At 40.2% G+C, this 15,659-nt stretch carries 9 protein-coding genes; all 9 read right to left on the reverse strand.

Translation table 11 applies throughout. The features are described from left to right. Window positions 1–76 precede the first annotated feature (76 nt). The 9 genes from DWZ47_RS20185 to DWZ47_RS20225 all read right to left on the reverse strand — a co-directional run bounded on the left by DWZ47_RS20185 (window position 77) and on the right by DWZ47_RS20225 (window position 15,601). Complete coding sequence (locus DWZ47_RS20185; RefSeq protein ID WP_117514412.1) at window positions 77–1,018, reverse strand: ROK family protein; 942 nt, start codon at window positions 1,016–1,018, stop codon at window positions 77–79. 44 nt (window positions 1,019–1,062) lie between these two features. Beyond that, complete coding sequence (locus DWZ47_RS20190) at window positions 1,063–2,691, reverse strand: Tat pathway signal sequence (RefSeq protein WP_182281632.1); 1,629 nt, start codon at window positions 2,689–2,691, stop codon at window positions 1,063–1,065. A gap of 67 nt (window positions 2,692–2,758) precedes the next feature. Continuing rightward, window positions 2,759–4,375, reverse strand: coding sequence for a sulfatase (locus DWZ47_RS20195; protein ID WP_008651375.1), 1,617 nt, complete (start codon window positions 4,373–4,375; stop codon window positions 2,759–2,761). A gap of 53 nt (window positions 4,376–4,428) precedes the next feature. Continuing rightward, window positions 4,429–6,429: a heparin-sulfate lyase HepC gene (hepC, locus tag DWZ47_RS20200; protein ID WP_117514416.1), complete on the reverse strand. Its 2,001-nt coding sequence runs from the start codon at window positions 6,427–6,429 to the stop codon at window positions 4,429–4,431. 28 nt (window positions 6,430–6,457) lie between these two features. After that, complete coding sequence (locus DWZ47_RS20205; protein WP_099146283.1) at window positions 6,458–7,744, reverse strand: DUF4995 domain-containing protein; 1,287 nt, start codon at window positions 7,742–7,744, stop codon at window positions 6,458–6,460. 184 nt (window positions 7,745–7,928) lie between these two features. Then, entirely contained in the window at window positions 7,929–9,602 is a 1,674-nt protein-coding gene (locus DWZ47_RS20210; RefSeq protein WP_004305726.1) for a RagB/SusD family nutrient uptake outer membrane protein, read from the reverse strand. 17 nt (window positions 9,603–9,619) lie between these two features. Next, window positions 9,620–12,763: a SusC/RagA family TonB-linked outer membrane protein gene (locus DWZ47_RS20215; RefSeq protein WP_117514418.1), complete on the reverse strand. Its 3,144-nt coding sequence runs from the start codon at window positions 12,761–12,763 to the stop codon at window positions 9,620–9,622. A 24-nt stretch (window positions 12,764–12,787) separates the two neighbouring features. Further along, on the reverse strand, window positions 12,788–14,968 hold the full coding sequence (locus DWZ47_RS20220; RefSeq protein WP_117514420.1) for a surface glycan-binding family protein: 2,181 nt from the start codon (window positions 14,966–14,968) through the stop codon (window positions 12,788–12,790). 18 nt (window positions 14,969–14,986) lie between these two features. Beyond that, the gene (locus DWZ47_RS20225; RefSeq protein WP_255421429.1) at window positions 14,987–15,601 is read right to left on the reverse strand and encodes a heparinase II/III family protein; all 615 of its coding nucleotides are present in this window, start codon (window positions 15,599–15,601) and stop codon (window positions 14,987–14,989) included. Between the last annotated feature and the right edge of the window lie 58 nt (window positions 15,602–15,659).

Raw genomic sequence — 15,659 nt, forward strand, 5'->3', positions numbered from 1 at the left:
GAGTATTTGTATGTTGAGATAACTTTCATTTACTAACTATCATTTATCAGCTATCAACTATCATTTATTTTTGTTTTCATTTGAAAAAGAGTGAAGCGGCTCCAATACTTCCGGCCTTGTTTCCAAGAGCGGCAGCTATGATTTGAGTATTCACGGCACAGTCGGGGATGGCGTAACTGCTGGCTTTTTCGCTTACTTTCTGAATATAAAAGTCTCCGGCTTCGGAAAGTCCTCCACCGATCACAATCTTTTGAGGGCTGAAGATATTAATGAATCCTGCAATTCCATGTCCCAGAAAATCACAGTGTTCTTCCAGCGATAGTTGTGCAATCTTATCTCCTTGTTTGTAAAGGCGGACGATCAGTTCTCCATTAATCTCCTCATTCGGGTAGGAGATACCTGCGTCTATTATCCGTTGACTGAAACGGTGTACCAAGGCAGAAGTGGAAGCATAATGTTCCAGACAGCCGACGGAACCACAGGCACAAGGTTCGCCATTGGCAATGAGAGGCACGTGCCCCAGTTCTGTCCCCCGGTTGGCATAACCGTTGAACAATTTGCCATCGATGACTACTGCACCGCCAATGCCTGTTCCTACTGTTAGGAAAACAACATGAGTGGCTCCCTGTCCGGCTCCATACATTGTTTCTCCTAATCCCATCAGATTGGCATCATTTCCTAATAAAGCCGGGAGTCCGGTTTCCTTTTCAATGCGGTCCGCCAGATGTATGTTTTCCCAACCGTTGATGTTTTCCGCACCTCCCAGAACTATGCGGTTTGTAGAATCTACGATGCCCGGTGTACCGATTCCTATACCATTGATTTTGTAGCCTTGTTCCTGTGCAAAGGCTTTCACTTCATTGATAGCAGTAACCAACTGTCCGATGACAGCTTCTGCTGATACATCGGCTTTCGACGGTAACTTCCCTTGAAAGTAAAATACGCCTTCATTATCAATTAGGGCGTATTTTACAGAAGTTCCGCCAAGGTCAATTCCTATAGCGTATTCTTTTTCCATATCACCAAGTAATACTTAATCATAATACTTAATACTTAAAAAAATCACACTCTTTCTGCCCAAATCGGTGAACTCCAAGCCCATTGTCCGTCACGTTGGCGAACGCGTACATAGTAGTAGTCCGTATCACGTTGCGGCTCTTTATCTTCCATGTAGTGTTCCAAAGTGAAACAGCTTTCCGGCATAGCACGATTGAAAAGGATCGCCTCGCTCAACCAACCGATCATGAAGTGTGAACGTGAACCTTCGAGCAACTCGCCCAACGCATGTTCAAACTTCTTGCCATTGAATTCGGCAATGATCTTACCGTCTTTGGGCATTTCCACATCCAGAATGACGGCTTGCATGGCTGCTGTAGTCGTATTCGGATTTTTGCTGCTATACATATCCAGTTCGGTTTCCTTGTTGCCAACGGATACGATACGGTTGACATGCGTGTGGAATTCAGTTTCACCTTCTTGCGGAGAAGTGAACGCTGCGCCACGGAAACAAGGAGTTACACTATGGATCTGTCCTTTGTCCACGGACAGTTTACCCTGCCAATGTACGTATTTCTCTTCACGATTCCAACCAAAATCAACTTTAACTTTGCAACGTACCGTATCACCTTCCGGGGCAATCGGAGTCAGCGGGCCATTCATGCGAGCTAAAATCTGTCCGTTCTTGACAATATCTACATAGTCGATACAGCTTTCACCTGTAACGTTCAGATAGATACGGCGGCTGTTACCGCGAACCACGTCACCCATGAAAGCGTCGTTGAGGCGGAAGTCGATAATAATTTTATCACCGGTTGCGGCACATACATGGCGGGTGCGGAGAGCTTCCCAAATAGCGTCGCGAGTCAATGACGGAGCCATGACACCGATACGACCGTCGCCATAGCTTCCCGGATAACCGGAATGTTGATCGGTAGAAGCCATGATACCGAATTTGTTGCCTAATTCAAGGCCATATTGAATGGTTCCTTCCCATTGGCGCGGACCCATATCGTGTAGATAAGGATAATCTCCCTGATCGCTTTCTGCCAGACCATGACGGGAATACATTTCTACGAATGGGGTAATATCTCCTTCGGTAAAGCATTTCCAGTTGTAACCGCGATAGCCGCCCTGGTAACCCATGTGATGTGGAGTAATAAATACTTTGTGTCCTTTTGCCTTCTGTTTCCAGTCTTCGATAGAAGTACATTCCACAAGCGGTGCATCGAGATCATAATTCAATGCAACATGGTCACCATGTTCCATGCTGTGGGCCTCGTATCCGACAAAAGTAAGGAACTCACCTTCTTTATTATATTCATTCGTCATTTTTACGTACTTCTCATAACCGCCTTCACGCAAACGTTTGAAAGCTCCTGTGTGATAATCAATCACCCATTTCAGGCGGGGATCATCTGCTCCGGGAATATCCGGCCACATAGCATGAGGAGTGACACTGACAAAATCCAATTGTCCTTTCGCTGCTTCAAAAGCGTCGCGCATGTCGCCGTGTCCGTATGTGATGTTGCAATGGTTATGTAAGTCGCCCCAGTACATTTTGAGGTTACTGGCTGACGGCATAATCTTTTTTGCTTCTTTGCTTCCAGCTGCGCAAGAACCCAGCAAACTGTCTGAAGCTGCCAATCCGAGGAAAGACCAGCCTGTGTTTTTTAAAAACTTTCTTCTATCCATGGTTTTATCTAATTTATTCGGTAAACTAATAATGAAGCATATTAATTCTTATTTATATGTCCTCCTCTTAGCGGTTTTGCATTTGTCGGCGATCACCTTTAAAGAGGACTTTTTCCTTTTCATCCGGGTCAGTATCTTTGTACTGTTTTTGAGTGTCCTGAAGTAGCTCCATCAGCTCTTTTTGTACTTTAGCATACTCCGGTTTGCCGAAGACGTTGTTCATCTCTCTCGGATCAGCTTTCATGTCATACATTTCCCATTCGTCAATATCGTTGTAGAAATGAATCAGTTTGAAATCTTGTGTACGGATACCATAGTGACGTTTTACAGAGTGTTCTGCAGGGTACTCGTAATAATGGTAATAAGCAGCTTTACGCCAGTCGGCCGGGGTTTTGCCTTCGTTGACCAATATCGGTTTCAAAGAAGCTCCTTGAATATCTGACGGGATATCTACTCCGGCAAAGTCGAGGAAGGTAGGAGCAAAGTCTACATTCATGCTGATTGCATTACTGGTACTTCCTGCTTTGATTGCTTTCGGGTAACGGATGATAAGAGGCATGCGCTGACATTCTTCATACATGAAGCGTTTGTCAAACCAGCCATGTTCTCCAAGGAAGAAACCCTGGTCGGAGGTGTAGACAATGATTGTATTGTCCAGTTCACCAATCTTTTCGAGATAATTCAGTAGTCGGCCGATATTTTCGTCTACTGCCAGAACCGTAGCCAGATAATCGCGCATATATTGTTGATATTTCCAGCTGATTAAAGATTTGCCTTTCAAGTCACCTTTGCGGTATTCGGCAATGCGCCCGGCGTATACAGAATCCCATTTATCCTGAACTTCAATAGGCATACGTTTATATACACTATAAAGACGGTTGGTTGTATCTTTCAGCATCTCTTCACGAGTCATCAATTTGAGATCCCAGTCGTTTGTCAACGTGTGCTCGATAGACATATCCTGCTCGCGAGCAGCTCTTCCACGACCTTCGTAGTCGTCGAACAGATTAGCCGGTTCCGGGAAAGTTGTATTATTGAATATGCCTAAATGACGGGGAGCGGGCATCCAGTTACGGTGTGGGGCTTTCTGGTGATACATCATGCAGAACGGTTTGTTCTTGTCCCGTCCTTCAAGGAATTTAATTGCTTTGTCGGTAATAATATCCGTAGCATATCCTTTTTCTACGATATGTTTTCCGTCTTCCCAGAAATCAGGATCGTAATAGTCACCTTGCTCATGTTGGCCGCTAAGGATACTCCAATGGTCGAAACCTTGCGGTTCGCTGATGAGATGCCATTTGCCAATCATGGCAGTCTGGTATCCGGCTTGCTGAAGAAGTTTGGGGAATGTCTGCTGATCGCCGTTGAATGTACTTGCATTATCGGTAAAACCATTTTCGTGACTGAACTTGCCGGTGAGGATGCAAGCGCGCGAAGGTCCCGAAAGAGCATTGACAGCGTAACAATTATCAAAGCGAATACCTTCATTGGCAATCCGGTCCATATTAGGAGTTTGAATCAAATTTCCTCCATAACAGGACATCGCTTGAGTGGTGTGATCATCCGTCATCATGAAGATAATGTTCGGCTGTCTGACTTCTTCTTTCTTTTGGCTGCTGCAAGAAACGAGACTTAGTGCTGCCAATGGGAGGAGTAGGGTAGAGGAGGTGTAATAGTTTTCCATAATGATAAGAAGCCTCTCCTAAGAAAAGGGGCAGGGAGAGGCTTTGAGGCTTTTTATAGTTTGTATTTTAATGACTGTTTCTTTCCGTTTACTTTCACTTCTACTTCCAGACCGTTTTCATCGAACGCTTTGTTCTTGAATTTAGCGTCAAATTTAGGGGCATCTGCGCTTTTCTTAACCGGGTAGATAACAGTGATGTAACGTACAGCTTCTTCGCCGTCTTTTCTCACGTTGAACGATACATTCATACGTTTGTAGCGTTTGCGATAAGCTGTTGAACACCATCCTGGTTCTTTCTTCATACTCATGCCAGCAGGGCCAAAGCATTGCAGTTTCATATTGCTTCCATCCTCAAACTGTGTCAGGAACGTCATGTCTTCGCGGCTGTTGGCAATTTCTCCTTTCGGCATCTGATAGTGAAGATTGATAGAACCTTTACCGCTACCTGCCATTTCATCTACAATGACAAAGTAAGTGTTATCAACGAAGAAAACAGAACGACGGTGTTTCAGATTCTTGTAACTCGGATTTTCAGTCACTAAAGTCTGGATAGCACCTTCCGGTTGCCATAACTTTGTAACAGATTCTGTTGTCTCGAGATTTTTGTTGTCCAAGGTTACTGTGTTGTGAACACAAGTCTGACGGTGCCAGTTGCGTTGTTCCATTACTTCGCCTTCACCGGCGTATACATACGAACCTGAATCCGGGAACAAATTCTTGCCGTTGAACCAAAGTTCAAATGTACCATTATCCGGCTGACAGTGCCAAAAAGCTTTCGGACCTGCCTTTACTACCATTTGGGTAGCATCCATTCCCCATGAATTACGGAATACAAAGAAGCCTGATTTCAGGAAACCTTTGGACATATAATCCGGCAATGCACCTTCTTTTCCTTCTGTAGCAAAGTATTTGATTGCCTGGTTCTTCGGGAACAGTTTGCTCCATGACTTGTAGTTTTTCACCATTTCTTTCTTTGTTGTCAACTTGGCGTCGCTGAAACATGGATTGGTGTAATCAGGGAAAGAAATGTTTGCATAGAACATAATCATGTTTTCAATGGTATCCAAATAATCTTGAGGGAATTCTTTACGGAATCCGTTGGCATCTGCGATACCTAAAGCTTTACAGAAAATGTTAATAGCTGCCAGATGATAATGTGGATCAAGTTCGAACTGTCCGCCATCTTCGTATACCTGTACGTGAATTTCACGGTTCAGAATGTCGATACCACTTTTTCTCCAAGCCGGAGCATCTTTGAATTCAGGGAAAAAGGCACCTGCATAAATCATGCGTTGAGCTTCAAACAGTAAATGGTTGCCTTGATCCGAGTAATTAGCAAGGATATGTACAGCATGTTTGTAATAGTTCACCAGGAATTCTGTCAGGAAGTCCGGAGTGAAAGAAGGGGAGGGAAGGAATAACTGGAACTGTGAGGTCTGGTCTTGCAGACGATTACTCACTTCCAGAGGACGCCATGCAAAACGTACGTTTTCTACTTCACCTTTGATTTTTCCATCACTTACCAGCTCATATTCTTTCTTGTCCATCTTCACCAACGGATTCTTTTTAATCCAATCGATATACTGGTGTGCCCATTCTTTAGCATATTTTTCATCACCGGATGTGCGGTAAGCTTTTCCCATCGGAGTGAACCATTTGTGACGATGCAACTGCCAGCGCAGCTCATTATCTTTCACCGGCCAGTATTGCCAGTTGATATCTTCTCCATAATTGTAAGAAGGTTGATAACCTTTATGTACGAAGAATGTATGTTTCAATCCATCATCTGCCCATTGCTGTTCTTCTTTGCTGATGGTCACTTTGTTCAGATTAATATCCGGAGTTTTTACGTTGGTACGTGCACGGTAATAGTCCAGTAATGCTTTGGCAGCATCCTCATCTTTACCCTCCTGATGCAAAGCTTTTACTTTCTCCAGTCCCGGATAGTCTAGGTTAAGGAGAGAAAAGACTTCACTTTTCAGTTCTTGGGCGTAACCCTTGCTTACGAAACATGCGATTGCAAGCAAAATGATGTACTTTAAAGTTTTATTCATGATATAATAGGTGTTATAATTTTATGTATTAGATATCTTTGTAGTTGATACCTTTCAGATCCATGAATCTCTTTAATGCTTCCAGATAATAGTAGTCAGCATAGTTCAGTGGAGTGTCGATTTCAGAACCATTGGGTAGTGAACCTACGGAGTGCATCAAAATGAATCCTTGATTGTCACCCACTTTTGCGAGATATGCATCACTTGACAGATTCTTCAGAATCTTTTCCGCATAATCCAGATATTTCTGTCCATCGGGAACCATTGTGCTTAGTTCGATCATTGCAGAAGCAGTGACAGCAGCAGCAGATACATCACGTGGAGTTTCTTTGGTTACAGGAGCATCATAATCCCAATAAGGAATAGCGTCGTCTGTTTTTACGCGATCCATAATCATATCGGCTATGTCCTTTGCAAAGTTCAGGAAGATACTATCATTTGTTTCGCGGAAACAAGCGGTGTATCCGTATACAGCCCATGCCTGTCCGCGTGCCCATGAAGAATCATCGTTCTTGCCTTGGTGGGTTTGTTTTCGTTCTACTGTACCATCGCTGTTATAGCTTACTACATGCCAGCAAGTATAATCCGGGCGGAAGTGATTATGCATGGTTGTCATGGCATGCTTGATAGCGATGTCTTTATATCTATTGTCACCTGTCGCCTTTGCTACATTGAACAGAAGATCGAGGTTCATCATATTGTCGATAATAACCGGGAAGTTCCATGTTCCGAAATCCCATGAACGGATAGCACCGATAGAATCATTGAAACGACCGCAGAGGTTATCGGCAGTTTCTCTCATCACAGCAGCGATGGTATCGTTAGGTGAGAGACGTTCTGCATTGCCGTAGCTACAGTTGACCATAAATCCCAAATCATGTGTACCTTTATAATAGCGTACCGGATTCAGAAGATTGGTATATTCGATTGCTTGAGTTTTCAGTGTATCGTTTCCTGTCAGTTCGTATGCATACCATAATGAACCGGGGAAGAAACCGCTTGTCCAGTCATAAACGTTACAGAGCCGACGTTTGCCTAATTGCTCGGCAGTAGGTTGTGCACGTAGGGAATCTTTAAATGTTAATGAATCTCTTTCCAACTGACGGCAAAGGAAATCCATGTCATAGCCGGTACGGATGGAGCGTGGCAACATCCCTGTACCACTAACTTCTTCAGCAGAAAGTTGTAATTGGGCAGAAGCTACATCCAGTCCTTTTTTTATCCAACTGTAGTCTTCCTTTGGGGTTATCTGGCACGCCGCAAGTGCAATACTAACCGAAGCAAAGAGAACAAGTTTCTTTTTCATGTTATTCATTTTAAGTAATTGTTTTTAGAAGTTTTGTACTGATGCAAAAGTATGCGAAAGACTAAACTTTCCGTTGCAGGATTGTCTAAAAGGTGTTTGAACCTTGCTTTTCAAGTTTTGATTTTGTTGAAAATGGTTTTAATTTTCTCCAATATGCCCTATCTAAGGCATATTGGAGAAGATTTTATTTAAATTACCACTTAGGATTTTGATTGAATAAAATACATAAGTCCATATCTCGTTGTGGAATAGGGAATAACTCATGTTTACCATTAATTGTATATGTTGCCACAGAATAATTAGGAGAGCCAGCACTTTCCCACCAATAACCTAATTCTTTCGCAGTTTCTTGTATGGTATTATAATAAATGCCCCAACGAACTAAGTCCATACGTCGATGACCTTCGAATGATAATTCATAACTACGTTCTTTACGAACTGCTTCACGGAATCCTTTTTCATCAAGCCCTTCTGTTAAATCACATGTACTTGTATTGCCCGGGTTACCATAACCACGACGACGTACTGCATTAATAGCATTGTATGCATCGGTTGTAGGACCATGTTTCCATTCATTCAATGCTTCAGCATATAGCAACAATACATCAGCATACCGTAAGAAGTACCAATTTACATTTGATTTATCATTGTTAATGAAACTGTTGGTTGTTACATATTTCTCAATATCCCATTTAGCTGGGGTATAATTCTGTTTATTTTTTTGTGCTTTTGTCGGATCTGCGTCTTTTGCAGCTGCACTTTCTTCTGTGTCACTAGCACTGGCTGCCCAAAGAGTTTTCTTTGTGTCAGTATATTGGTAGTTGGCTACGGACAAATCACGACGAATATCAGCTGCATTCTCTCTCCAGTCAAGTACAAATGTATGAACTACCTTTACGTTAGCAGCACAACTTCCACGAACACCAGCAATTGCAGTAGTTTTTACCCCATTCCATTTACCGATACGCCCTACTGGATCACTATTACCAGATACGGTTGGTGAGTAAAACGAAATTTCAATTAAGCTTTCAGTAGGATCCCAAACCCCATTACAAGTATTTTTCCATAATTGCTCATAATCTGTTAGTAGTCCATGCTTTCCTGATTCGATTAGGATACGTGCAGTTTTGGCTGCGGCTTCCCATTTGGATGTATCTTTCACAGGAGCTCCTGCCCAAGTTGCATAGACTTTAGTAAGTAATCCTAGTGCTGCTCCTTTTGAAAAACGGTATTCATTACTTTCACGATATTGGTCATCGACTGCATATGGTAATATATCAGATGCATATAACAAATCATCTTCAATGTACTCATATACTTTTTCTGGAGCTGATTGTACATATGTTGCTGGATCCTGATTAGACATTTCTGTACTGGTCATCAAAACTACATTCCCAAATCGTCTTACTAACTCAAAATAAAACATAGCTCTTAATGCCCTGGCCTCTGCAATATATATGGTGCCCAGTTTCTTATCAGTGCTAGTATAGGATTCAATTTTGTTAGAAATACGTTCTAAAAAATCATTAGCCCTGTAAATACCTGCATAAAGTGCAGCCCATGTTTGCTGTACTTCTGACTGTGTTGTAGGGAATGAGTTTGTAGGAATTATACGGAAGTTCTCATTTCCACTTCCTTCTACCTGTGAGATGTCTGTTCCTAAATTGAATAGTATGGATAAATGATAACCATACATAGCATCCTCAATAGTTGTACGGTATACGCCAAGTAATACATCCTTTGCTTCATCCGCATTGTTCATATAATTTTTTTTCTCTACTTCAGTTCTGGTTTCTTCCTCCAATGAACAAGAAAAAGGAAGTAAACACATTACTGATATGGCTATATAGTATATTATCTTTTTCATATTATATTTTTTGTGGATTAGAATTGAAGATCAATACCAAATGTAAATACTCTACTCTTCGGGTAGGCACCCCAGTCTAGTCCTGGAGTCATAGGATTGCTGCTTGCACTATTAACTTCCGGATCATAACCGCTGTATCCGCTTATGCAGAACAAATTTTGACCTGTTGCATATATGCGAAGCTTAGATGCATGGAATTTACGAGTCCATTTGTGTGGCAGTGTATATCCTAAAGTTATATTTTTTAAACGTAGGAATGAGCCATCTTCTATAAAGCGGGAATATACATCATTAACAATATATCCATCCTGTGAAGGAACTTTATTTGATGCATTTGTCGGACTCCAACGATCAGCAACTTCAGCCAACATATTTCTACGACCACTTCTAGACTGTGTAGCATACAAACGGGTAGCATTATATATGTCATTTCCATAATTGAACTGGAACATGAAACTGAAGTCTATACCTTTATAATTAAATGTATTTGTAATACCACCATACCATTTGGGCATAGCATTACCAATAACGGTACGGTCATTAGTAGTAATAATGCCGTCGCCATCCTGATCTTTATATTTCACAACACCTGGCTTAACAGTACCATATCGTGCATTATTCGTGATTCCTTCTTTTAGAATCAACTGATTGTCAGGAGTTGTATAAAAATCAGAACTTTGATAAATACCGTCAAATTCATATCCGTAAATAAGACCAAGTGACTGTCCGACTGTGGCAATATAGTCATATGCAGTAAAGTTACTGTCGAATCCAGAACGTGCATACATCGACTCTACTCCTGAAGCTAAGCCCTTCAACGTATTTTTGATAAATGAAATGTTGAAGTTGGTCTGCCAAGTAAAGTTACGTGTCTGAATATTAGTAGAGTTAAAACTTAGCTCAATTCCTTTATTCTGAATTTTACCAATATTCTGCATTTGTGAATCGAATCCAGTAACATGTGCTAATGACTGTGCTAATAATAGATCTTTTGTATCTTTGATAAAGAAATCAGCTGTAACATTTAATCTGTTGTCAAAGAATCCTAAATCGACTCCTAAGTTAACACTGCTTGCGCCTTCCCATTTTAAATTAGCATTTTTCAATTGTTTGGGAGTTAGGACAGTAACAGTGTTGTTGCCAATCCCATATTTGTTTGCTTCATATAAATCCATGGAAAGATAATTGGAAATACGGTCATTTCCTACGATACCCCAACCTAGACGGACTTTAAAATTAGATACCCATTCAACATCTTTCATGAAAGCTTCTTCCGAAACACGCCATGCGGCTGAAAATGAGGGGAAGAATCCCCACTTATTTTTATTAGAGAATACAGTTGAACCATCGGCACGTACTGTAGCTGTAAATAAATACCGATTATCATAGTTGTAGTTTCCACGTGCAAAGAATGATAGAAGCGTTTTTTCGCTGTAACTACTTTCAACTCTACTCGGAGTAGCTCCCAGTCCCAGATAGTCATTGCCTAAATTATCAAAAGGGAAATCCATAGCTTCACCTAGTAAATATTCTGTGCTTTTAAAAGAAACTTCATGACCTAACATAATGTCATAGTTGTGCTTTTTCACCTTCTGTTTCCAAGTAAGGTTGTTGGAGTTTGTCCATCGTACATCACGTCCCATTTGGGTGCGTCCATAAGGTTTTTGACCGTTACGGTATGCTTCTTTTGAACCATCTTTGTAGAATATATCTGTACGATTGTTGGTTGTATTGTAGGTCCCTGAGGTCTTGAATGTCAGTCCTTTAATAATTTGCCATGTTGCCGAAGCATTTCCGGACCACATTTCTGCACGTTTGTTATTTGTTACTGACTCGGTTTGCTTAACCGGGTTCACTTGAGCTAAACTTTCACCAGATTCGAGCATTTCAGGGTCAATGACTGAAGCAAGGAGTTCTTCATCTGTCAGTTTTAGTCCACCGGTGGGACGGGCACTTAAAATTTGTGCAAGCATATTGAAGCGTCCAGAATCACCGGATGTACCTACACCTTCACGGTTTGTTAATGCATAGTTGACAGTAAAATTAAAAGAAAGACTTTTACTTAATTTCTGATCAAGACGGAATTTACCTGTTGTTTTATTAAAACCACTATTTTTGAAAATACCATTTTCAATATAGCGTGAGAATGATGCATTATATTTAGTATCTTCCGTACCTCCCATGATTGATAAACTATGATCTTGTGACCACGTTGGATTGAATGTTTCATCTTGCCAGTTTACACCGCTTACACCAATATAGTCATCCAGAGATTGATAACGATAAGGGTTTCCATTATCATCATTTCCTGTTTTAAAGTAACTGTCTGAGTATTTAGAGTTTACTTCTCCTTGTAATTTAACGAATTCATATGGAGACAGGACATCTAATTTCTTTGATATTTTACGATAACTAGCTGAACCATTATAGTTAATAATAGGTTTCCCTATTTTTCCAGATTTAGTGCTAATCAATACGACTCCATTTGCTGCACGTGCACCATAAATAGCTGAAGAAGATGCATCTTTCAGAATCTCAATAGATTCAATGTCAGAATTAGACAGATAGTCAATGTCATCTACTTCAAAACCATCGACAATATAAAGTGGAGAGGAATCTCCCGTCAGAGTTCCGACACCACGGATATTAATACTGAAACCTGCACCTGGAGTACCATCTGTTGATGTGATTTGCACACCTGCGATTTGTCCTCCTAATGCGCCTGCCACTGAACTGGTTTTAAATCCTTCTACATCTTTGGCTGCTATAGAAGCTACGGAACCAGTTAAGTCGCTGCGTTTCATTGTGCCATAGCCAACTACAACTACTTCATCTAGAGTTTGGTTGTCAGGAACCATTTTAATGTTGACGGTAGGTTGACCGGTAAATTTAATTTCCTGTGTTTTGTATCCAATATATGAGAATGTAATAACAGCACCTTTATTGGCTTTAATTGTATAATTACCATCAAAATCAGTTATACTTCCTGTTGAAGTTCCTTTTACTTGTACAGTAGCTCCGATGAGAGGAGTATCTGTTTCGTCTACAATAACACCTTTTAAAGTGGTATTCTGCGCATATAGGTTGATCGTTAGGATCAGTGTCAAGAGGGTGAACCACCCTCTTACGCTAATTGATTTTATAAAATTTATATTGTACATAACGAGTATTTTTGTATGTATTTATTAGAATTTAGTATCAAACCAGATAAACATAGGAGAAACACGTGCTCCACTAGCAGCTCCTTGAGGATCTTCTCCTTTGACGCTGTAAGTCATTTGACCAATCATTGCTCCATTAGCATTGCCATCTTTTGTGCGCCACATATTAGGATTAATATGTACCTTGAAGTCGGTTTGATCTATGTATCCTAGAGGTTTACTCAAATCTGTTATATTATCGAAATATGAGACTGGCTGTCTGGATACACCTGCAGATATGCTATATGAACTCCATAAGGTAGATAAGAAATTGTCAACACCTTGTTCTAATTGACCACTTATATGTGAATCGGGACCTGCTATGTTATAGTAGAAGAAATCACGTCTATAGTCTAATCTGAATGTTGATTTGTCTACACCGGTTCCTAAATTTGGAGCTTCAGATATACCACCTTTCATCGGATTAACTTGGAAGACAAATGGAGTATATTCCAGTTGTACATTATTATCTGATACAATAGAGAAATGGAAGAATACTGGTTGACTCACAGAAACTGCAGTTTTTCCCTCTCCAGCTGTAGCTGTAACCATAACCATACCACATTGTCCGGCTTTTAAACCTGTGATAGTGATTTGTCCGGTAGTGGCATCAATAGTAGCATTTGTATTTTTGGGGTTATGTTTCAATTCAACCTCCCATTTCAATGATTCCAATCCACCTGGCGCATCTGTTGAAATTGGCGTAGGTTTGACTGTGTTGAGTTTAGCACCAGCTGCAATTCTAAATTGATCAGCGTAGTTCTCTATTGGCTGTAAGTTTAGATTGTTTCCATAACGGAAGAAGGTGAAATAATTCGGATTTTCTATAATCTTCAATGTAAATGTCGCAGTTTCTGAACCTTTGGTATTTGTTGCCATCACTTGAATAGTATACTGTCCGACAGGAATAGTATTACCTTTCTTAATAGTGATGTTGCCATCCAGATCAAGATTTAATTGTCCTTGAAGTTCAGTTGCGAGGTCTACGAACTCATATTTCACTTCATCACCTTTAAAGTTGTCATTCTTCTGAATATCAATTTCTACAGCTTGGACTTCTTCTACATTAGTATATCCGAAATTGGCTATCGGCTCTATAAATTCAACTGCATTTAATGTGAATACATTTTCAAATACAACCCCTTCTGTCGAGAATTCGTTTATAACTTTGACACTGATTTCGTATTTTTCTCCATCTTTGAAACCATGATGTGCAGCCACAGACAATACTCCAGTTGTTGGATCTATAGTAATTTTGTCTGTACTTGGGCTTATTGAACCGATGCTGTAAGCCAACCCTTCTGTAGAACCCTTCAGCACTGGTGGGTTGCTTTGGAAAGTTGTTTCCGGACTAAGTTCTCCCTCTTCTTCTATTTTACCTTCATTGGGAGTATATGTTAGAGACAGAGGTCTAGAAGTGACATTAATTTCCAATGCATTTTCAAAAATACCCATTTCAGGATCTTCTCCAGTCGCTGCAGTTGTTAACTTAAATGATAAGATGTATTTGCCAGGTTGGATATTCTGGTTACCTTTGATTATTGATATTTCACCGGTTTCCGAAACTGTAAAATAAGTGTCTGTGTCTTCTATTATAGTTTCATTCCATACAACGGAAGCAATTGTGTAGTTGGTAATGGAAATATGATTACCTTCCGTTGTTATTTGTGAGGTCGGTAATTCTTGACTGCTTTCTGTATCAATAATATCTGCATATTCTACCTGAAGTTTTTCAGGAATGGCTTTGATACCATCTGGTACAGGTTTCATCATGTTGATTTCTACAATATCTGCATATTCGTATCTGTTACCATTAGAATAGCAAGAGATAGATAACTTGTACAAGCCTACTGGAGTATTGCCTGTGCTATTTAACGTGATTTTTCCTGTTTCTGAATCAATGGTAAAGATATTGTCAGAAAAGGCTTCTCCATCGAGTGTTATTTTGGTAATAGTAAAATCGTATGGAGTACTACCTTTGTAAGTCGGACTACTGATAACTCCTGTCATGGAAGGTCCGATATCAGTCATACCTGTGTAGTAAATAGTAAACTTCGTGGAGTCAGTGGTTTCCGTATCAGTACAAGAACTATTGACTACTGTCAATATGATTACTATGAGTGTTCCTAGTAATCTTGAAGTAATGTTTAGTAATTTAGATCTCATATTTTAAGAGTTATTAGTTTATAAGGTATATGATAATGGGTATATAGTTCCTCCTACGTTTACTTCTATAGATACGCTATTTTCACTATATCCGTTATCTGTGAAATGAGCAGATATGTTATTTATATCAGTGCTTTTTTTAACTGGTATGATAACTGTGATATAACGTGCTGTTTCATTAGATTCTTTATTCATATCTATAGTATATGATTGCCGGTCATTATAGTTACCATCAACAAGATATGCTATGCGTCCTGTAAAAGGTGAACAGGTTATCTCCTTATTGGCAAAAGTGCGTACAATGATATTATTGTCATTGCTAAATGCTGTATGAACACCGTTTTTTTCTTTGTCCATAACTACTTCCGTACTACTACCTTCGCAAAGATTAAAGCTTAGATTTACAGTACCTTCAGCACTTCCAATACCTTCGTCTACCAGTACGAAAAATTCTTTATTTACATAAAATACAGCACGACGGTGTTTTAAGTTGTCATATCCTTGATTCTCAAATACAACAAGTTCTGTTGCACCTTCTTCAGATTTTAAAAGTTTGCCCTCGGCCTTTTTTATGTTTTGCTTCCCTAATGATAATGTATTATGCTTATCAATACCGCGAAACCAATAACGTATCTATCTGTATTTATAACCATAGAACAACCAAAACTAATCAGAAATATCCGAGTGTAAA

It is taken from the genome of Bacteroides sp. AF32-8BH, assembly GCF_003435205.1.
Lineage (GTDB): Bacteria > Bacteroidota > Bacteroidia > Bacteroidales > Bacteroidaceae > Bacteroides > Bacteroides ovatus.

Coding starts and splice junctions, on each gene's coding strand:
- hepC (WP_117514416.1), bottom strand. CDS start 6,429: ATGAATAAAACTTTAAAGTACATCATTTTGCTTGCAATCGCATGTTTC.
- DWZ47_RS20220 (WP_117514420.1), bottom strand. CDS start 14,968: ATGAGATCTAAATTACTAAACATTACTTCAAGATTACTAGGAACACTC.
- DWZ47_RS20190 (WP_182281632.1), bottom strand. CDS start 2,691: ATGGATAGAAGAAAGTTTTTAAAAAACACAGGCTGGTCTTTCCTCGGA.
- DWZ47_RS20215 (WP_117514418.1), bottom strand. CDS start 12,763: ATGTACAATATAAATTTTATAAAATCAATTAGCGTAAGAGGGTGGTTC.
- DWZ47_RS20185 (WP_117514412.1), bottom strand. CDS start 1,018: ATGGAAAAAGAATACGCTATAGGAATTGACCTTGGCGGAACTTCTGTA.
- DWZ47_RS20195 (WP_008651375.1), bottom strand. CDS start 4,375: ATGGAAAACTATTACACCTCCTCTACCCTACTCCTCCCATTGGCAGCA.
- DWZ47_RS20205 (WP_099146283.1), bottom strand. CDS start 7,744: ATGAATAACATGAAAAAGAAACTTGTTCTCTTTGCTTCGGTTAGTATT.
- DWZ47_RS20210 (WP_004305726.1), bottom strand. CDS start 9,602: ATGAAAAAGATAATATACTATATAGCCATATCAGTAATGTGTTTACTT.